We start from the raw sequence: 18,922 nt of genomic DNA, 5'->3' as shown, positions 1-18,922 counted from the left end.
TTGAATTTATCTATTAACAAGCGTATTATGGCGGATGAGACTTTTAGAAAAGAGGAAAGACCGATGGGATTTTTAAAAAAGAACGGGCCGGGACTGCTGGTATGTCTGGCCATCGCGGTGCCGTCCTGGCTGCTGGGCAAGTGCTTTCCCGTGGTGGGCGGCGCGGTCATCGCAATTCTCGCAGGTATGGTAGTCACCATGTTTCTCCGGGATAAAAGCCGCCTGGAGAGCGGCATCAAATTCGCCTCTAAAAAGATTCTTCAATGGGCCGTGGTGCTGCTGGGCTTTGGGCTGAATCTGCGGGTCATCGCACAGACGGGGCGCCAGTCCCTGCCCATCATCCTGTGTACGATCACAACTTCTCTCGTTATCGCTTTTGCTCTGCACAAAGTTCTGCACATCCCCGGAAAAATTTCCACGCTGGTCGGAGTCGGCTCCTCCATCTGCGGCGGCAGTGCCATAGCCGCCACCGCCCCTGTCATTGACGCGGATGACGAGGAGGTGGCACAGGCCATTTCCGTCATCTTCTTTTTTAATGTGCTGGCGGCAGTGCTGTTTCCCGCCTTTGGAAGTCTGCTAGGCTTCAGCACCACCTCCGGCGAGGCCTTCGGTATTTTTGCCGGCACAGCCGTAAACGACACCTCATCCGTCACCGCGGCCGCCGCCACATGGGACAGCATGTGGAATCTGGGCACGGCCACATTGGACAAGGCCGTCACAGTCAAGCTGACCCGGACTCTGGCGATCATTCCCATCACAATGGTGTTGGCTTTGGTACGAACACGTCGGGAAAAGGCAGCCGGCGGCGAAGGTAAGGCCGTGAATTTCAGGAGTATTTTTCCTTTCTTTATCCTCTATTTTATCGCGGCGTCCGTGATTACAACCTTGGCTCTGCGCCTTGGCGTTCCGGCGGCCGTGTTTACACCGGTAAAAGAACTGAGCAAGTTTTTCATTGTGCTGGCCATGGCGGCCATCGGTTTGAACAGCAACCTTGTCAAGTTGGTCAGGACCGGGGGGAAGCCCATCGTGCTGGGTGCCTGCTGCTGGGCGGGCATCACCGCTGTCAGCCTTTTGATGCAGCATATACTGGAAATCTGGTAATACCGCCCCACAGAACAAACAGACGGCAGGAGATCAAAGACCTCCTGCCGTCTGTTTGTTTGCTGCTATTCTGAGACCGACCGCCTCCCACCGCATCCGTAACCCCGCGGCAGAGCGTCGTCGGAAATTGTAAGTCTACGGCTTACAGCAGATTCATCAGGTTAAAGCTGATGATCAGTCCGGAAAATACGATGGACACGGTGGAGCAGAGCTTGATGAGAATGTTCAGGGACGGACCGGAGGTGTCCTTGAACGGATCGCCCACGGTATCGCCCACGACGGCGGCCTTGTGGCAGGGAGAACCCTTCCCGCCATGGTGTCCGGCTTCGATGTACTTCTTGGCGTTATCCCAGGCTCCGCCCGCGTTGGACATGAACACAGCCATGGCGAAGCCCGTCACGGACACGCCGCCCAGCAGACCCACCACACCCGCAGGCCCAAGAATCAGGCCCGTAAGGATGGGGACGATGATGGCGAGCAATGCCGGAGCCACCATTTCATGCAGTGCGCCTTTCGTGCAAAGGCTCACGCAGGAGGCATAGTCGGGATCGGTGGTCCCCTCCATAATGCCGGCTATCTCTTTAAACTGACGGCGGACTTCCACCACGATGGACTGGGCGGCGGTCTGGACGGCGCTCATGGTAAACGCGGAGAACACAAATGTCAGCATGGCCCCCACGAACAATCCCACCAGAACCGTGGGGCTTGTGATGGACAGGTCCATGGTATAACCCTTGCCTTCCACAATATTGACATAGGACACCAGCAGCGCCAGTGCGGTCAGGGATGCAGAGCCGATGGCAAAGCCCTTGCCGGTGGCAGCGGTGGTGTTGCCCAGAGAGTCCAGCGCATCGGTGCGGTCCCGGACCTCTTCGGGAAGGCCGGCCATCTCCGCGATGCCGCCCGCGTTGTCGGCCACGGGGCCGTAAGCGTCGGTTGCCAGCGTGATGCCCAGCGTGGACAGCATGCCCACGGCTGCGATGCCGATGCCGTACAGTCCGGTGGAGAACTCTCCGCCGCCCGCGGCGAAGAAGCTGATGATGACCGCCACGGCCACAATCAGGATGGAGGCCACTGTGGACTTCATGCCCAGAGACAATCCGCCGATGATCACGGTGGCAGAGCCGGTCTCGGAGGAAGCCGCCAGATCCTGGGTGGGCTTATATGTATCGGAGGTATAATATTCCGTGAAATAGCCGATGGCGCAGCCGCCCGCAAGTCCGCAGAGGATGGCCACATACACGCCCCAGTTGCCCACGGTGTAATAGGTCAGCGGCGCGGCGGCGATGGCGGAGAGTATGGCGGCCAGATAGGTGCCGGTCCGCAGGGATTTCAGTAAAGACATCTGGGTGGCGTCCTCCTTGGTCTTGACAAAGAAGGAGCCGATGATGGAGCACACAATACCGCATACGGCGATCAGCATGGGCAGCAGCATCCCCGCATAGCCGTATCCGGCCACGGCGGACAAAGCAAACGTAGCCAGGATGGAGCCCACATAGCTCTCGTACAGATCCGCGCCCATACCGGCCACATCACCCACGTTGTCGCCCACATTGTCGGCGATGGTTGCTGGATTCCGGGGATCGTCCTCGGGAATGCCGGCCTCGACCTTGCCGACAAGGTCCGCGCCCACGTCGGCAGCTTTCGTGTAGATGCCGCCGCCCACACGGGCAAAGAGTGCCATGAAGGACGCGCCCATGCCGTTCATAACCATGATGTTGGCAAGCACGTTGGCGTCGGTAATGCCAAATGCGCTGTGAAGCAGGAAGAACCAAATCGAGATATCCAGCATGCCCAGACCCACCACGGTGAAGCCCATGACGGAGCCGGAGGAGAAGGCCACCCGCAGCCCCTTGTTCAGGCTCTCAGACGCGGCCTGCGCGGTGCGGGCATTGGCGTTGGTGGCAATCTTCATGCCGATGAAACCCGCAAGCATGGACCAGATGCCTCCGGTGAGGAAAGCAAACGGCGTAAACTTGGAGAGCATTTGACCGCCAGAGGCAAATGCCATGATCAGCAAAATCACAAAGACCACGGCAAAGACCTTTGCGACCGTAGTATACTGGTGCTTGAGGTAGGCGTTGGCGCCCTCCCGGATGGAGGCCGCGATCTTCTGCATTTTCTCGGTTCCCTCAGAGTAACCCATCACTTTGCCCTTTTGCACCCAGGCAAAGGCGATTGCCAGCACGAAGCCGACAAATCCGATCCAGAACATGTTTTCCATTGCTTTTTACGCTCCCTTTCTCATGACAGCTTTCTCTGTTAGCTATCGTTACGTCGTCTTTATTGTACCATACAGAACAATATTTGCAAGAAAATATTGTCCCTTTTGCTTCCAGTTTTTTCTTTTTCGGCTGTTTCTCAGACTCACTTTCAGGCCCCCCAATTTTTAAAGGCAAGAGACGGACGCCGCCGGCGACCGCCTCTTCAGTATCTGCATTATAAAAATATGCCGCAGCGCCGTTCAATATGCCAGCTGAAAATCCGTAAAGACCCAGCGGCCATTTACCTCCTGATAGGGGAATGCGTAGCACTCTACCCCTGCGACGGTGGTCTGATCGTTGTCCAGCAGATCGACGGTCACATTGATGAGGTACGAGCCGTCCTCCTTCTGCTCCACCGAGGCGGAGGCGCTGCCTTTCTCGGGGTCAGCCTCCCGTCCGCCGGGGTGGACGTACAACTCGCCGTCAATGTCCCGGTACCGGGGTATCTGCGCACCTTCCGAAATCAGGCGGGTGATCACTTCCTCGGAGAAAAGGCTTCTGAGATAAGTTCTGAGGTCGTCCAGCGTGTCAAATCCGGCATATTCCACCCGCTGGTACCCGATTCCATCCTCCAACACCACCGGTCCGCCGCAGGGCAGCGGATTCAGGTTGAACCACTCACAGGCGGTAACAGCGCGGTCATAGGCGGCGAGTATTTCCTCCTCCGTCAGTTCCCGGTCGTTCCCCCGGGTCCTTGCCGCACCCATGATCTCCGTGGACCCGGCAGCCGATTCCGCCGGTGCGACGGAGACGACCACGGCCAATTCGCCTCCGCTGCCGGAGGCAGCGGAGGATGTCGCCGTTTGCTCCGCCGCGCCGCAGCCGGACAGAAGTACGGCGGCCAAAACCAGGGCTGCGCACTTTCCCTCTTTCATAGGTCTTCTCTCCCCATCAGGTTTTGATCAAACACACTCGACAAAACCATTCCCTTTTTTCTAATCTATCATAAAATTATGCAAAAATCCACTGATTTTTACAATTTTCCGGGCAAAAGCGGCAGATTTCCAGACTTGATGAGAAAACCGCCCTTTCGGAGGGCAGCTATGCCGCTCTGTTTTGCTGCGGGTAATCAAAAACGCCGCTGAGGCTCTTCCTCCGGCGGCGTTATAATCCTTCGTATTTACTTTCGCACCCAGCGGCAGCGGCCTGCCGGGGCGCGTCCGCCTCCGGTTCAGGTCCAATTTCTTCCCAAAAATAGAAAAAACCCACGCTCTTTCAAGCGCGGCTCCGTTGCTGCTTTAGCGATCGCTGGGAACCAGTGTGGCAGTGCCATAAATCAGGTCATCCAGGTCAAACGCTGTGAACTTTTCGTTCTGCATCATCGTATGCGCCTCCTTTCTTTTCTGTTGTATCTTTATTATAACCGTCTTTTTTTTAAAAGCAAGTGCTTTTTGACAGTTGTTACAAAAATTTAATATTCTTTTATGCGGTTTTTACAATTCGTTTCCTTATTGGTCTTTAATCACTGGTTTCCAAGTTTGCCGGTACTGGCTGTCACGCCCGCGGTTTTGTCAGTTTTTACGAGGCGGCGCTCTGAAACGGCGGATTATTTTCCGTTCTTTGTTGAATTTTCATCTCGTCAAAAAACAGGGAACCATGGTATAATAATAGTAGTGTGATTATGATACGGATTTTACACGATTGCACATGCCGTTGAACGCCTGCAATACGCGTGTATTTCCGCCTGCGGCTCCGCAAAACACGGCACATGACCGCATGATGTTCCGGCATAATTCTGTTTTCATGTGATTTTAACCCTGCCACGCTGATTCAGCTGCGGCATGAAAAACGGTTTGAGGGACGCTGTTGATGAAAAAAGCAACCAAGCGGCGCCACCGCCTGCTGCGGGCGGTGCCGATTCTTCTCGCGCTGGCGGGCTTTGTCTGGTGGGACAACAACGCGCCGGAGACCAACCGGGTGGAGTTCTCTTCCTCCCGCCTTCCCGCCGCGTTCGACGGATTTACCGTCGTCCAACTTTCAGATCTTCACGGCAAGGAGTTTGGCGCCGGAAATAAAACGCTGCTGGACGCCGTCCGTGCGGAAGCGCCCGATTTGATCGCCGTCACCGGCGATTTGGTGGACGAAAACACGGAGCAGCCTTTGGAATATGCCGCCGGGACCGGCGGCGCTTTGGCGGAGCTGGCCCCCACCTATTTCGTGACCGGGAACCACGAGTGGGTGGCCCGGGAGGCAGAGGACATCTGCGCCGCGCTGGAGAGCGCCGGGGTGGTGTGTCTTCGGAACGAGACGGTTCCCATTGAACGCGGCGGAGCGCGAATCCTTCTTTCCGGCGTGGACGACCCGAATGCCTACGCCGAACAGAAATCGCCGGGGGATGTGGCGCGGGAGCTGCTGGAAACCTATGGCGAAAACGATTTTCGCCTTCTGCTGGCCCACCGGAACAACCGGTTTGCCTCGGAGTATTACCGGCTGGGCTATGATCTGACTCTGTCCGGACACGCCCACGGAGGATTGATTCGTCTTCCCTTTACGGACGGGCTGATCGACCCCCATCAGGGCTTTTTCCCCTCCTATACCGCCGGATTTTACTCGGTGGAGGGATCGGAGCTTTTTGTCTCCCGGGGGCTTGGCAACATCCGCCCCTCCTTCCGCCTGTTCAACCGGCCGGAGGTGGTGTCCCTGACTCTGCGCTGTGAAAGCTGATTTCAGTCCCATATCGGGACTTTTTTGAGGATTGACCATGACGGAATTTCATGCCGGACAATTTGATATCGCAGTGGTCGGCGCGGGCCACGCGGGAATTGAGGCGGCATTGGCCGCCGCCCGCCTGGGGCTTCACACCGTGGTGTTCACCATCAATCTGGACGCTGTTGGCAACATGCCCTGCAACCCCGCCATCGGCGGCACCGGCAAAGGCCACCTGGTCCGGGAGTTGGATGCTCTGGGCGGCCAAATGGCAAAAGCCGCCGACGCGTGCTGCATCCAATACCGTCTTTTGAACCGGGGCAAGGGACCTGCCGTCTGGTCGCTCCGGGCGCAGGCCGACCGGCGAAAGTACCAGGAACGGATGAAGCACACTCTGGAAAAGCAGGAGAACCTCACCGTCCGGCAGGGCGAAGTCGTTGAGGTGCGGGCCGCAGACGGCGCAGTGAGCGAGGTCGTCCTCTCCACCGGAGCGGCGTTTTCCGTGAGAGCCGCCGTGATTGCCACCGGTACCTATCTGAAGGGACGGACGCTGATTGGCGAGTGTATCGAATCCTCCGGCCCCGATGGGATGCATGCGGCAAACCGCCTGACGGATTCGCTTTTGAAGCTGGGTCTGCCCCTGCGCCGGTTCAAGACCGGCACCCCGCCCCGGGTCAATGCCCGCAGCGTGGACTTTAACGAGATGGAGCTTCAGCCCGGAGACGAGTTTCCCCTTCCCTTTTCCTTTACCACGCAGACCCCACCGGAGAACCGCGCGGTGTGCCATCTGACTTGGACCACGGAGGAGACAAAACGGATCGTCCTCGCCAATCTGGACCGTTCCCCCATTTACGGTGGGGTGATTGAGGGCGTTGGGCCCCGGTACTGCCCCTCCTTTGAGACAAAAGTTGTCCGATTTCCCGATAAAATACGGCACCAGCTGTTCGTCGAGCCCATGGGACTGAACACCGAGGAGCTGTACGTCCAGGGGTTCTCCTCCTCCATGCCGGAGGAAATTCAGCTTCAGATGCTCCACAGCGTTCCCGGCCTCACCCACGCGGAGATGACCCGCCCCGCATACGCCATCGAATACGACTGTGTGGACCCACTGTCCCTGTATCCCACGCTGGAGTCCAAGCAGATTGCTGGGCTTTACGGCGCGGGCCAGTTCAACGGCTCCTCCGGGTACGAGGAGGCGGCAGCCCAGGGCTTTATGGCCGGTGTAAACGCCGCGCTGAAGCTGCTGGGAAAGCCGCCGGTGATTCTGTCCCGGTCGGAATCTTATATTGGTACTCTGATTGATGATCTGGTAACCAAGGGTACCAACGAGCCTTACCGCATGATGACCTCCCGCAGCGAATACCGTCTGCTTCTGCGGGAGGACAACGCCGACCGGCGGCTGACTCCCATCGGTCACCGAATTGGTCTGATCTCCGAACACCGGCTGGCGGAGGTGGCGGAAAAATACGCCCGGGTGGACGCGGAGGTAAACCGTCTGACCCACACCGGCGTGGCTCCCAGCCCGGCACTGTCCGCCTTTCTCGCGGAAAAGGAGACCGCCGACGTGACTGACGGCTGCCGCCTGATTGACCTGCTTCGCCGCCCGGGCATCCACTATGAGGAGTTGTCCGCCTTTGACTCCGGCCGCCCCGTTCTGACTCCCGCTGAGGCGGAGCAGGTGGAGCTGAACGTGAAGTACGAGGGCTATATCCGGCGTCAGGAAAAGCAGGTAGCGGATTTTCGCCGCATGGAGGGCAGGGCGCTTTCCCCGGAGCTGGACTACGCCGCCATCGAGGGACTCCGGCTGGAGGCCCGTGAAAAGCTGGCCGCTGTCCGGCCCGCCGATATGGGCCAGGCCTCCCGCATCTCCGGCGTATCTCCGGCGGACATCGCCGTTTTAATGATCTATCTCAGCCGCTGACCCGCATTTTTAAGATATCAGGCAAAAACGGTGCGGCTAAAAAGGCCGCCGTGCCGTTTACTTTCAGGAAAAGGAAGTTATACTATGATTCTCGACCTGACACACACCATTCGCGAAGATATGCCCGTCTATCCCGGCTCGCCACAGCCCGCGTTCAAGCCCACCGGCAACCTGACCCGGAACGGTTACCGGGAGACCCTGATCCAGTTCGCTTCCCACACCGGTACCCACATGGACGCGCCGTCCCACATGCTGCCCCACGGGTCCAGCTTGGACGTGTTGCCCGTGTCCCAGTTCTGCGGACGGGCGGCGGTAGTGGACGTGTCCTTTCTCCCGCCCAGTGGGATCATCACGGCGGACTTTTTGCGCGGCCTCAATGGCGCCGTCCTCTCCACCGATTTTGTCCTTTTTTACACCGGCTGGGAGAAAAAATGGGGAACCGACGCCTATTTTGAAGACACGTTTCCCGTCCCGGACAAAGAGGCAGCCCAGTATCTGGTCTCCTGCGGGCTCAAGGGCGTGGGCACCGACGCGCTGAGCGTGGACACTCTGATAGACCCGGACCGGAAGGCCCACAAGACGCTGCTGGGCGGCGGGCTTGTGATCGTGGAGAGTCTGTGTCTGAAAAAGGTCGTGGGGCGGAAAGATATGATGTTCTTTGCTCTGCCCATGAAATTTTTGGATGCCGACGGCGCGCCTGTCCGCGCCGTGGCCGAGTTCCGCGACTTTTCAGAAAAGGAAGAGGGCGCTGACACATGATGAAATTTCTTGCCATTCTGGTGTGCAAGCTGGGCCGCTTTGTCGGAAAGCTGGTAGGGCGCGGCAGCTCGCTGCCCGGCCAGTACGCGCTGAAGATCTGCCCGGACATTCTACGGCAGATCACACTGCCCCGCTACATCATTGCCGTCACCGGCTCCAATGGCAAGACCTCTACCGTGGAAATGATCGCCGCCATTTTGCGGGCAGAGGGGAAAAATGTGGTCTACAACGAGGAGGGCTCCAACCAGATTGAGGGCGTGACCACCACGGTGCTGACCCACTCCACCTTTGGCGGCGTCATGAAGGCCGACGTGCTGCTGATCGAATCCGACGAGCGGTACGCCGCCCACAGCTTTCAGTTTTTCCATCCCACTCACTTTGTGGTCACCAACCTGTACCGGGACCAGCTGACCCGGAACGGACACCCCGAGTGGGTTTTTGACGCGCTCAAGCCCGCCATGTTCCCGGAGACCCGGCTCATCCTCAACGCCGACGACCCCCTTTCCGCCAGCTTTGCGCTGGATCGGGACAATGTGAGGTGGTTCGGGCTGGACCGCTGCTCCATCTCCACGGAGGAACCCTCCGGCGCTTACCGCGACGGGGCCTACTGTCCCGTCTGCAAATCCCCCATGGAATACCGCTATTACCACTTTAACCACATCGGCAGCTACCACTGCCCCTCCTGTGAGTTTGCAAAACCGGTCCGTGTGGACTATACCGCCACCGCTCTGGATTTGGAGACAGGCGTGCTGACCATCGACGAAGATCTCACCATCCATCTGGCCTTCCGCAGCATCTACAATGTCTATAACATTCTGGCAGCTTATGCCGTGTGCCGGGAATGCGGCGTTGGCGCGGAGCAGATCGGAAAGGTGGTCAACAACTATATTCTGAAAAACGGGCGCATGGTTCGGTTCCTCCTGGGAGCGCACCACGGGATGCTGCTGACCAGCAAGCACGAGAACTCCATCGCCTATGACACGAACCTGCGCTATGTCCGCTCCACGGAGGACCCCTGCACGGTGGTCATCATCGTGGACGCCGTCAGCCGCAAGTATTACACCAGCGAGACCAGCTGGCTGTGGGACATCGACTTTGGCCAGCTGAACAGCGAACATGTGCAAAAGGTCCTGCTTTGCGGGCAGTATGCCAGCGATCTTGCCGTCCGCTTCTCCTTTACCGATGTGCCTCAGGAAAAAATTGAGCTGCATCCCGATATCACGGAAGCGTGCAATTCCCTGAAGGCCGGCGGGGCGGAGGACGTCTACGTCCTCACCTGCTTCTCCGACCGGGACAAGCTGCTCTCGCAGGTGGAAAAGGAGGCGGTGTGAGATGGATCTTCGTTTTCTGCATTTTTATCCAGACCTTATGAGCCTGTACGGCAGCTGGGGCAACGTGGCTCTTTTGCGACGCCATCTGGAGGACCTGGGCAACACCGTAACGGTGGAGGAGATCCGTCCCGGCGAGCAGGTGAGCTTTGAAAATGCGGACTTCATTTTCATGGGCGCTGGGACAGAGCGCAGTCAGAAGGCTGCCCTGGAGGATTTCTCCCGTTTTGGAAAAGATATCCGGGACGCTGCCGACGAGGGTGTTGCCATGCTCTTCTGCGGCACGGCGATGCAGCTGCTGGGGCAGTCTATTACGGATGCGGCGGGTACGTATTTCATGGGCGTCCGTGTCGGCAATTTTAGCTGCACACAGGGCAAAAAGCGGTTCGTGGGCGATGTATACGGGCACACGGACCTCTATCAGTCCCCCATCGTCGGCTTTATGAACTCCTGTACGCTGATCTCCGGCGTTGTGACGCCGCTGCTGACGGAACTTTACATGGGCTTCGGCAACGAGCAGGAGCGTGGGCCGGAGGGTTTCCGGAAAAACAACGTGTTCGCCTCGGAGCTGACCGGACCCATTCTGGTAAAAAACCCACCCCTGATGCGCAAGGTGATCGCCGCGATTTACAGCCGCCGCGGGGAAGCCCTGCCGGAAGCTCTGCCCGTCTATCCGATGGAGGAGGAGAGCTTCCGCGTTGCGTGCCAGGAACTAAAGGCGCGGATCGAAGCAAAATAAGCGCGGCGGCGCTCGTTCCGACGCTTATTCGGGAAGTATTTGACAAAGACCAATGCGCCCGCCGTCCAAAAGGACAGCGGGCACATTTCTATCCATTTTTATCCGGTAAGGCTCCCTCCATGGTCTCAAGCAGGTTTTTCACGATGCGCCCTGTGAGCCCCCAGACGGCGTGGCCCTCCCAGCGCCAGATGGGGACCTCCATCTCGCCCGCCTCCCAGGGATAGGAGGGCGGAACCCCCACCGCGTCATAGGGAAAGTCCAGCGGAACACTGGGTTCCAGCGTATAGACGTGAATCTCCGGCGGATGGTTCTGAAAAAATTTCAGCGGCACGGTAAAAAACTCGCTCACCTCCGCCAAAGAGGGCCGCAGGGCGCGAAACCCCTCATCGTCCACCAGTCCCGGCACCGGCTGAAGAGAAAATTTCCCCGGCTGACAGAGATAGTCCGCCCGTCCCAGCAATTGAATATGGTCCGTAGGGACATGAAGTTCCTCCTCCATCTCCCGCAGGGCGCATTGCTCCGCCGTCTCCCCCGGCTCCATTCGGCCGCCGGGAAAGCAGACCTGGCCGCCCTGACGGCGCAACGACGCGGATCGGACTTCAAAGAGGAGGTGCAGCCCGTCCTCCTTCTCCACAAAGGGACACAGCACCGCATACTCAAGTTTCCGCCCCAGCAGTCCCGGCACGCGGTCCCGCCACAGGGTTTTCAGCGTTTCCCTGTTCATCCCAGCAAAAAGGAAAGGGCCTGCCGCTGATTTTCAATGTCTACCGACGGCACGGCGGGGGCATACTCCCCATCAAGGGACCAGGGCAGCTCCTCCTCCGTTTCCACATGGACGGAGGACACATGGCGAAATACCAGCCCGCCCTGATCATACTCCTGATTCAGCAGGGCGAGAATGAGGTTATTCAGGTCGATGGGCGTCTTTGGGTTGGGGATCAGCAGCATTTCAAACTTTCCATCATCCAGCACCACCCGTTCCGGGTCCAGCTTCATCAGTCCGCCGATGGAGGTGGAGTTGCACACCGCTCCGAACAGGTATTCCCCGTCCAGCGTCTCCCCGTCGGCGGTCAGCCGGATCCGGTAGGGGCGCAGGGTATTCAGGTCCTTCATGCCTTCCAGAATATAGGCAAAGTGCCCCAGCGCGTTTTTTGCGGCCTGGGACGCGGCGTAGGAGCTGCGCACAAAGGCCCCAAAGGAGGCCACGTACACAAAATATCGCTGGTTCCACTTTCCAATGTCCAGCTTCTGCAGTTCGCCGGCCATGGCGGTCTGCGCCGCCCGGACAGGATTTGCGGAGATATGGAGGCTGGCGGCAAAGTCATTGGTGCTGCCCCGGGGCAGATAGCCCAGCAGCGGCGGCTTTTCCAGCTGCATCAGTCCGGAGATGGTCTCGTTCAGTGTGCCATCCCCGCCCACGCAGACCACCGTGTCATATTTTGATCCCTCTGCCGCGGCAGTTTCCGTGGCGTCGCCAGGACCGGCAGTATTGTGAAGCTTAATCAGATATCCCGCGTCCGAGAATACGCCCATCGCGTCAAACAGCGGTCCTCCAGACTGAGTTTTTCCCGAGCGTGGATTCACGATCAGAAGCAGTTTTTTATCTTTCATTGCGATGCCTCCTGCTCATACAGCCGTAAAGAATCTGTAAATGATCTAAAACCGACTGCATTTCAGTTGTGTGCAATAGTATAACACGTCCAGCGCGGTATTGCAATTCTCTTTCCCTCCGTGTTACAATATCAGAAAGTGCCGCGTAAAGCGCGGAAAATTTGAAGGAGGCGAGGCACGTGCGGCAGAGCAGATACTGGAAAGTGGGCGTCACCGTGTTTTTGACCGCGGCGGCGATCCTTCTGTTTTACGATGTGCTCTTCGGTCAGCGGGACGCGGTGGTACTGGTTCTCCGCCTGTTCGAGGCTTTGAAACCTATTCTCTACGGAGCTATGATCGCCTACCTGCTGGCCCCCATGGTGGACTTTTTCGACCAGCTTATTTCTCCCCATCAGATGGCCGCCGCCAAGGGCGGCGGACGCTTCCGTTCCGCCGGAGTTCGGGCGGCGAGTCTGGTGCTGACGTGGATCGTCATTGCCGGTTTTGCCTATCTGTTGTTGAGCTTTCTGCTGCCGCAAGTGTACAAGAGTGTCCTGCGTCTGTTCAGCAATATGGAGACCTACTACAATACGATTAACACCTGGATCACTGGGCTTTTGGAGCAAAATCCGTCTCTTGAAGGCTGGGTAATGAATCAGTTGAGCGCCTATTACAAGGATCTGTCCAGCCTGATTACCAATCAGGTTCTGCCTCAGGCGCAGCAACTGATGTCCGCTCTGGGCGGCGGCGTCGTGTCTGCGTTGAACTTTTTTAAAAACCTGTTGATTGGCATCATCGTCTCCATTTACCTGCTGGATACGAAGGAGCGCTGCGCGGCTCACTGCCGCAAGCTGGTATGCGGATTGTTCCGCTCCTTTCATGCCACCTGGATCTTTCGGGCCGTGGGTACGGCGGACCGCATCTTCAGCGGATTTGTCCGGGGAAAGCTGCTGGACTCCCTTATCATCGGAATTATTTGCTTTATTTTTTCCAGCATCTTCAACTTTCCCTATGCGCCGTTGGTGTCGGTCATCGTCGGTGTCACCAATATTATCCCCTTCTTCGGCCCGTTTCTGGGCGCCATCCCCAGCCTGTTTCTGATCCTGCTGGACTCTCCCATCAAGGCGCTGTACTTTCTCATCTTCATTTTGGCCCTCCAGCAGGTGGACGGCAACATCATCGGCCCCAAGATTTTGGGAGACCGGACAGGACTTTCCAGTCTCTGGGTCATCATTGCGATTTTGGTGGGCGGCAGCTTCTTCGGCGTACCGGGAATGTTTTTTGCCGTGCCGGTGTTCGCCTGCTTCAATACCTTTGTGGACTTCTGCGTAAACTGTCGGCTAAAAAAACGGGGTATGCCCACATCGGTCTCCGCTTATCAGGGCAAAACGCCGACGCCGGAAGAAAAAATGCCGAAAGATTCTGGGAAACTGTAAAATCCCCTTGCAATCAGGGCAAATATCGTGTACAATACGGCCTTGCGGGAGCGTTATTTTTATGACAAACCCGTAAGGCCCCTTTTTGGGACAAAACTGAATAGGAGCCAAATATTTTTCAAACCCAGTCGACCCACCGGGCGGCCAGGGGAAGGAGAAAACATGAAAAAACGTATTTTGGCAGGGCTTCTGGCGACACTCCTGTGCGCCGCACTCTCCGGTTGTGGAGGCGGCAGCGAGGAGAGCGGCGCGGCGGGAGCACAAAGCAACGCGGGCAGCGCGAGCCCGGGGTCCACGGCAGATTCCATCACCGTGGGCATCGCACAGGATTTAGACGAAAGCCTTGACCCACACCTTACGGTATCGGCAGGGACCAGAGAAGTCATGTTCAACGTATTTGAGGGGCTGGTAAAGCCCACTCCTAGCGGAGATCTGATCGACGCGGTCGCCAGCCACCACGAGGTATCCGCCGACGGAACGGTTTACACCTTCACTCTGCGTGAGGGCGTGAAGTTCCACAACGGCGCGGCGGTGACAGCGAACGATGTGGTCTGGTCCATCGAACGCTGCGCCGACACCAGTGAGGGTAAAACCCCTTTGGTGGAGGCGTTTTCTAATATTCAGTCGGTGAAGGCACCGGACGAGAAAACGGTGGTCATTACCCTCAGCGCGCCGGACAGCGAATTTCTGGCGTCCCTCACCACCGCGATTCTTCCCGCAAACTACGACCAGCAGGCAACGGCGCCCATCGGCACCGGCCCCTTCAAATTCGTCTCCCGCACCAATGGGGATTCCATTGTTTTGGAGCGATTTGACGACTACTGGGGTGAAAAGCCGGAGCTGAAGACCGTGACCTTTAAGATTTTTGAAAGCGGAGACGCGATGGTGCTGGCTCTTCAGAGCGGGGCCATCGACCTGTGCGCCCATCTCACCACCACGCAGGCCGCGCAGCTGAAAGACGGCTTTAAGATTCTCAAAGGTACGATGAATCTCGTGCAGGCGCTGTACCTGAACAACGCGGTGAAGCCTCTGGACGATGTGCGGGTGCGGCAGGCACTGTGCTACGCCGTGGACAAGCAGCAGGTCATCGACCTCGCCACCGACGGTACCGGCACCGCCCTGGGGTCCAGCATGTACCCCGCCTTCACCAAATATTTTGACGACTCCCTCACCAACTATTATACCCAGGATATCCAAAAGGCCAAATCCCTTCTGGCGGAGGCCGGATATCCCAACGGCTTTGACCTAAGCATCACCGTTCCTTCCAACTACCAGCCCCACGTTGACACCGCTCAGGTGCTGGTGGAACAGTTGAAGGCCATCGGCATCAATGTGCAGATCGAACCGGTGGACTGGAACACCTGGGTCAGCCGGGTCTATACCGACCGGGATTATCAGTCCACGGTAGTGGGCGTGGATGCCAGCAGCATGACTGCCCGGGCTATGCTGGAGCGGTTTACCTCCACCTACGGTAAAAACTTTACCAACTACAGCAACGCGGACTATGACGCCCTGTTTCAGAAGACCCAGCTGGTCACTGCCTCCGGTGACGATACGGCGCAGGTGGACCTCTACAAGCAGATGGAGAAAAACTTGACGGAGAACGCCGCCAACGTGTATCTTCAGGATCTGGGCGACTTGGTTGCCATCCGCAGCGGCCTCACCGGCTATCAGTTCTATCCCATTTACGTGATGGACCTGTCTGGCGTGAAGGCCGAATAAACAGACTCGAATTTCAAACGCCTAGATATAGAAAGGAGGCGACGACCGTGAAATACGCAGTTAAAAAGTTTTTTATGCTGCTGTTGACCATGGTCGCCGTCTCCTTTTTGGCCTTTGCGGCGTTTCAGCTGGTGGCGGGGGACCCCGCCACCAACCTGCTGGGGACCGAGGCCACGCCGGAAAAGGTGGCGGCGCTGCAACACGAGATGGGGCTTGACCGTCCCTTCCTTGTCCAATACGGCAGCTGGCTTTATGGATTTGTCACCGGCAACTTGGGGGAGTCCTACTCCGGCGGGTCGGTTGTAGATCTGCTGGCTGCCCGCTTGCCGGTGACGCTGGTGCTGAGTCTGATGACCTTCGCGCTGACGGTGCTGCTTGCTCTGCCGCTGGGGCTTCGCTCCGTCCGGTACGGCGGCGGGGTCCGGAGCGCGGTCCATACGGTGGTTAATCAATTTCTTATGGCTCTGCCCCCCTTTTTTACCGGCATCCTGCTGACGTGGCTGTTTAGTATCTCACTTCACTGGTTTCGCCACGGCGCGTATCCCGGCTTTGCCGTAAATGTGGGCGGCTCCCTCTGGTACCTGTTGTTCCCCGCCGCCGCCATTGCCATACCCCGCATCGCCCAAACCGTGCGGATGCTCCGCAGCACCGTGCTGACGGAGATGGACAAGGACTATGTCCGCACCGCCATCGCCCGGGGCAATGACCGCCCCGGGGTTTTGTACCGCCATGTGCTGAAAAACTCGCTGGTGCCTGTGGTGACCTTTCTGGCCCAAACCATGGCCGAGATTGTGGCGGCCAGCATCGTGGTGGAGCAGGTATTCAACCTGCCCGGACTTGGTCGGCTGCTGCTGACGTCGATTGGAAGCCGGGATTATCCCACGGTACAGGCCATCGTGGTCGTACTGGCGTTCTGGGTGGTTCTGGCAAACACCGTCGCGGACCTTGTGAACCGTCGCATTGACCCAAGACTTGGAGGTGCGCGGACATGAAGACTCTCAAAAAGGCCGTGCTGGACCATCGAAACGGTTGTTTCCTTGCGGGCTGCATCATCACCGGCATCTTGCTGGCCTTGATCCTGCTGGGCGCGGTGTGGACGCCTTATGACCCCACCGCCATGATGACGGGGCCAAAACTGGACGGGCCGTCCTTCGCTCACCTTTTTGGAACGGACAACTTCGGCCGGGATATCTTCAGCCGCGTTCTCAAGGGAGCTGGCGCCACGGCTCTGGTAGCCGTTGGCACGGTGGTCATCGGTGCGGTATGCGGTACCTTAATAGGTGCTCTCACCGGTTATTTCGGCGGCGCGGTGGACGAGCTGCTCATGCGTTTCAACGACACCATCACCGCCTTTCCCAGCATTCTTCTGGCGCTGGTGTGCATCACTGTTTTTGGCTCTGGGAAGTACCAGGTTCTGCTGGTTCTGGGTATCGTGTTCATTCCCAGCTTCGCCCGCATCGCCCGGACGGCATTCAGCTCCCTGCGGGACGCGAACTTCGTTCAAAGCGCCCGGCTCATGGGGGCAACGCCCGCCCGCATTCTCTTTGTCCATATTTTGCCCAACACGCTCCACGTCCTTCTGCCCGCCGCCACCATCGGCTTTAACAATGCGGTGCTGGCGGAGGCGTCTATGAGCTTTTTGGGCCTTTGCGGTCAGCCGCCCGATGCCTCTCTGGGGGCGCTTTTATCCGAAGCACAGGGGATGATGGCCTCCGCCCCGTGGTACGCCCTTTGCACCGGCGGAGTGATTGTGGGACTGATTTTCGGAGTGGGCCTGATCGGAGAGGGACTTCAAGGCGGAAAGGGGGAGCGAAATGCTTGAGATCCGCGACCTCCATGTGAAATTCCACAGCCGCCACCGCGAGGCGGTGGCTGGCGTCTCCCTCTCCATTGCCGATGGGGAGATTCTGGGCCTTGTGGGCGAATCCGGCTCCGGTAAATCCGTCACCGCCATGTCGGTGGCAGGCCTTCTGCCCCGGAAGCAGTGCGATTATTCCGGGGACGTTTTGCTGGACGGCGCGGACCTGCTTCACGCGGACCGCTCCGCCCTGCGGAAAATCCAAGGCCGGGAGATCGGCGTGGTTTTTCAGGAGCCCCAGTCCAGCCTGGACCCGCTGATGAAGGTGGGGAAGCAAGTGGAGGAGTGTCTGTACCTCCACACCGACCTGACGAAAGCGGAGCGCCGCGCCCGCGCCCTCGCCGCCATGACGGCGGTGGAGCTGCCGAACCCGGAAACGCTCTATGACAAGTACCCCCATGAGCTGTCCGGCGGAATGCTCCAGCGGGCTATGATCGCCGCCGCCGCGGTGACACATCCGAAACTTCTGCTGCTGGACGAGCCCACCACCGCGCTGGATGTGACGATTCAGGCCCAGATCCTGGAGCTTTTAAAAAAGCTGAACCGGGAATACGGCATGTCCATGCTGTTCATCTCCCATAATCTGAACGTGGTCCGCAAGCTCAGCTCCCGCGTGGCAGTGATGCAGACCGGCGTCATCGTGGAGACCGGAGCGACGGAGGAGGTTTACGCCAACCCGCAGCATCCTTATACAAAAAAGCTGGTCGCCGCCATTCCCACCCGTAAGAGGGAAAATTTTTGATTACATTTCGCGATATTTTTTAATAATATTGCGTTTTGTATTTTAGAAGACGCGCATTTTGACAGAAGGGGGCCGTGTTATGACCGATGAACTGGCCTTGTCCGTCCGCCATCTCACCTGCGGTTACCGGGTGGGAGGCGGACTGCTTGGAAAGACCGTCCGGCAGGAGGTTCTGCGGGACGTGACCTTCGACGTCCGTGAAGGGGAAATTCTCGGTCTGGTGGGAGAATCCGGGACGGGAAAATCCACACTTGCAAAGGCGATTCTGGGCATGATTAAACCCGATTCCGGCGAGATTGTCCACCACACCAAACGGCCCCAGATGATCTTTCAGGACCCTTACAGTTCGCTGAACCCCGCCTACCCCGTATCGTGGATTCTGGAGGAGCCGCTGCGGATTTTCGGCAAATATGACGGTCCGGAACGGAAGCGCCGGGTACGGGACATTCTGGATCGGGTGGAGCTGCCGGAGGAGGTGCTGGACGCAAAACCCGCGGAGCTCTCCGGCGGGCAGCGTCAGCGGGTCTCCATTGCCGCGGCCCTGATCCAGCGGCCAAAATTTCTGGTGGCCGACGAGCCGGTTTCCGCTCTGGATGTGACGATTCAGGCGCAGATTCTGGAGCTCCTCAAAAAGCTGAATCAGGAGCTTGGGCTCAGCTACCTTTTCATCTCTCACGACTTGAACGTCGTCTATCAGCTGTGCCATCGGGTATTGGTGATGAAATCCGGCCGGATTGTGGAGCAGGGGACGGTGGAGGAGATTTTTAACCACCCGCAGCAGGACTACACCCGCCAGCTTCTGGCGGCGGAGTGAAA

At 58.2% G+C, this 18,922-nt stretch carries 16 protein-coding genes; 12 read left to right on the top strand and 4 right to left on the bottom strand.

Annotation, left to right across the window (positions count from 1 at the left end):
- Positions 1-63: 63 nt before the first annotated feature.
- Complete coding sequence (locus tag ABWQ15_RS09585) at positions 64-1,101, top strand: YeiH family protein (RefSeq protein WP_353908552.1); 1,038 nt, start codon at positions 64-66, stop codon at positions 1,099-1,101.
- Between the two features lie 142 nt (positions 1,102-1,243).
- Here the strand turns inward: ABWQ15_RS09585 and ABWQ15_RS09580 are convergent, their stop codons facing one another.
- Together ABWQ15_RS09580 and ABWQ15_RS09575 are read right to left on the bottom strand one after the other, a co-directional pair.
- Positions 1,244-3,325 carry a sodium-translocating pyrophosphatase gene (locus ABWQ15_RS09580; RefSeq protein WP_353908551.1) on the bottom strand — a complete coding sequence of 694 codons (2,082 nt, stop codon included), beginning with the start codon at positions 3,323-3,325 and terminating at the stop codon, positions 1,244-1,246.
- 240 nt (positions 3,326-3,565) lie between these two features.
- Positions 3,566-4,240 carry a ferrochelatase gene (locus tag ABWQ15_RS09575; RefSeq protein ID WP_353908550.1) on the bottom strand — a complete coding sequence of 225 codons (675 nt, stop codon included), beginning with the start codon at positions 4,238-4,240 and terminating at the stop codon, positions 3,566-3,568.
- Between the two features lie 934 nt (positions 4,241-5,174).
- On the opposite strand from ABWQ15_RS09575, the gene ABWQ15_RS09570 reads away from it, so the two are divergent.
- The 5 genes from ABWQ15_RS09570 to ABWQ15_RS09550 all read left to right on the top strand — a co-directional run bounded on the left by ABWQ15_RS09570 (position 5,175) and on the right by ABWQ15_RS09550 (position 10,758).
- The gene (locus tag ABWQ15_RS09570; protein ID WP_353908549.1) at positions 5,175-6,029 is read left to right on the top strand and encodes a metallophosphoesterase; all 855 of its coding nucleotides are present in this window, start codon (positions 5,175-5,177) and stop codon (positions 6,027-6,029) included.
- Positions 6,030-6,066: 37 nt separating this feature from the next.
- Positions 6,067-7,932, top strand: coding sequence for a tRNA uridine-5-carboxymethylaminomethyl(34) synthesis enzyme MnmG (gene mnmG, locus ABWQ15_RS09565; RefSeq protein ID WP_353908548.1), 1,866 nt, complete (start codon positions 6,067-6,069; stop codon positions 7,930-7,932).
- 84 nt (positions 7,933-8,016) lie between these two features.
- Positions 8,017-8,691, top strand: a complete 675-nt coding sequence (locus tag ABWQ15_RS09560) for a cyclase family protein (protein WP_353908547.1) — start codon at positions 8,017-8,019, stop codon at positions 8,689-8,691.
- Positions 8,688-10,022 (top strand): MurT ligase domain-containing protein, encoded by a 1,335-nt coding sequence (locus ABWQ15_RS09555; protein ID WP_353908546.1) that lies wholly within the window; start codon positions 8,688-8,690, stop codon positions 10,020-10,022. Before ABWQ15_RS09560 ends, ABWQ15_RS09555 begins: the two co-directional genes overlap by 4 nt.
- A gap of 1 nt (position 10,023) precedes the next feature.
- Positions 10,024-10,758: a type 1 glutamine amidotransferase gene (locus ABWQ15_RS09550; protein WP_353908545.1), complete on the top strand. Its 735-nt coding sequence runs from the start codon at positions 10,024-10,026 to the stop codon at positions 10,756-10,758.
- Between the two features lie 88 nt (positions 10,759-10,846).
- Here ABWQ15_RS09550 and ABWQ15_RS09545 read toward each other — a convergent pair whose 3' ends face one another.
- Positions 10,847-11,443 carry an NUDIX hydrolase gene (locus tag ABWQ15_RS09545; protein WP_353908544.1) on the bottom strand — a complete coding sequence of 199 codons (597 nt, stop codon included), beginning with the start codon at positions 11,441-11,443 and terminating at the stop codon, positions 10,847-10,849.
- 35 nt (positions 11,444-11,478) lie between these two features.
- The gene (locus ABWQ15_RS09540) at positions 11,479-12,369 is read right to left on the bottom strand and encodes a diacylglycerol/lipid kinase family protein (RefSeq protein WP_353908543.1); all 891 of its coding nucleotides are present in this window, start codon (positions 12,367-12,369) and stop codon (positions 11,479-11,481) included.
- A gap of 179 nt (positions 12,370-12,548) precedes the next feature.
- On the opposite strand from ABWQ15_RS09540, the gene ABWQ15_RS09535 reads away from it, so the two are divergent.
- The 6 genes from ABWQ15_RS09535 (at position 12,549) to ABWQ15_RS09510 (ending at position 18,920) form a co-directional block, all read left to right on the top strand.
- Positions 12,549-13,784 carry an AI-2E family transporter gene (locus ABWQ15_RS09535; protein WP_353908542.1) on the top strand — a complete coding sequence of 412 codons (1,236 nt, stop codon included), beginning with the start codon at positions 12,549-12,551 and terminating at the stop codon, positions 13,782-13,784.
- Positions 13,785-13,946: 162 nt separating this feature from the next.
- Positions 13,947-15,506: an ABC transporter substrate-binding protein gene (locus tag ABWQ15_RS09530; protein ID WP_353908541.1), complete on the top strand. Its 1,560-nt coding sequence runs from the start codon at positions 13,947-13,949 to the stop codon at positions 15,504-15,506.
- A gap of 47 nt (positions 15,507-15,553) precedes the next feature.
- The gene (locus tag ABWQ15_RS09525) at positions 15,554-16,498 is read left to right on the top strand and encodes an ABC transporter permease (RefSeq protein ID WP_353908540.1); all 945 of its coding nucleotides are present in this window, start codon (positions 15,554-15,556) and stop codon (positions 16,496-16,498) included.
- The gene (locus ABWQ15_RS09520) at positions 16,495-17,328 is read left to right on the top strand and encodes an ABC transporter permease (protein ID WP_353908539.1); all 834 of its coding nucleotides are present in this window, start codon (positions 16,495-16,497) and stop codon (positions 17,326-17,328) included. The genes ABWQ15_RS09525 and ABWQ15_RS09520 overlap by 4 nt, the downstream gene beginning before the upstream one ends.
- A complete protein-coding gene (locus tag ABWQ15_RS09515; RefSeq protein ID WP_353908538.1) occupies positions 17,321-18,106 on the top strand; it encodes an ATP-binding cassette domain-containing protein in 786 nt (261 codons plus the stop codon). Before ABWQ15_RS09520 ends, ABWQ15_RS09515 begins: the two co-directional genes overlap by 8 nt.
- Before the next feature lie 79 nt (positions 18,107-18,185).
- The gene (locus ABWQ15_RS09510) at positions 18,186-18,920 is read left to right on the top strand and encodes an ABC transporter ATP-binding protein (protein WP_353908537.1); all 735 of its coding nucleotides are present in this window, start codon (positions 18,186-18,188) and stop codon (positions 18,918-18,920) included.
- Positions 18,921-18,922: the final 2 nt, after the last annotated feature.

This window comes from Oscillibacter sp., assembly GCF_040505565.1.
In the GTDB taxonomy this organism is placed as follows: domain Bacteria; phylum Bacillota; class Clostridia; order Oscillospirales; family Oscillospiraceae; genus Oscillibacter.
This window is presented reverse-complemented; position numbering and strand designations above follow the sequence as displayed.